The sequence below is a fragment of the Vibrio sp. 1580 genome (assembly GCF_033340055.1).
In genome coordinates, this window is record NZ_JAWOVT010000227.1 from 1 (window position 1) to 762 (window position 762).

The window sequence follows — 762 nt, forward strand, 5'->3', positions numbered from 1 at the left end:
GCAAGCGATCCAACTCTGCCATTTCCTGCAATTTGGTTTCCACGGTATCGGTGACTTGGTGTTCGACTTCTTCGGCAGATGCACCCGGGTAAAGGGTCACGACTACCGCAGTTTTTACCGTAAAGCTCGGGTCTTCCAACTTGCCTAAGTCGAAGTAAGAATAGATGCCAGCGATCACGCTCAATACGATAAAGAACAGAACGAACTTACGTTGGCGAATCGCGAATTCAGCTAAATTGATCATGGATTCGCACCTACAACGTCTTGATGGTCAGGTTTGGGGCGGCATCACCCTCGCTCAGATAATGGCTACCGCTGATCACCACATAATCGCCTTGCTCAAAACTTCCGGTCACACACGCTTGGTATGCATCGATAGAGTCAAGGTTGACCGGCTCTGAATGAATAACCGCATCACGAACCACATTCACGTGCAGAGTTTGTTTCTCACCCAAAATTGCAGAGTAAGGAAAGCAATGGCTTGAGTGACTGGTGTTGAGCGCGGTATTTACCGTGACTGCTTTACCGTTGAATAGCGCACTGGAAATCGAATCGATGTCTAGCGTGACGGTATAGGTTTGTTTGAGCAGGTGCTTCTTCGGCGCGATTTCTGCCACGGTTGCTCGGTAGGATTGCTCCGAATCATACCAAGTCAACGATGCTGGCTGACCTAGTGCGAATTGCGCAATCATATTTTCCGGCACGTCGATGTCCACTTCCCAGCTGCCTTCTTGCTGAATTGACACAACACTGCCGCCCGGC

2 protein-coding genes are annotated in these 762 nt (G+C 49.9%); both read right to left on the reverse strand.

Annotated elements, in window-relative coordinates:
• Positions 1-244: efflux RND transporter permease subunit (locus R7093_RS25185; protein ID WP_318147013.1), on the reverse strand; the 244-nt coding region annotated here is incomplete at its 3' end.
• 10 nt (positions 245-254) lie between these two features.
• Positions 255-762: HlyD family efflux transporter periplasmic adaptor subunit (locus tag R7093_RS25190; RefSeq protein WP_318147014.1), on the reverse strand; the 508-nt coding region annotated here is incomplete at its 5' end.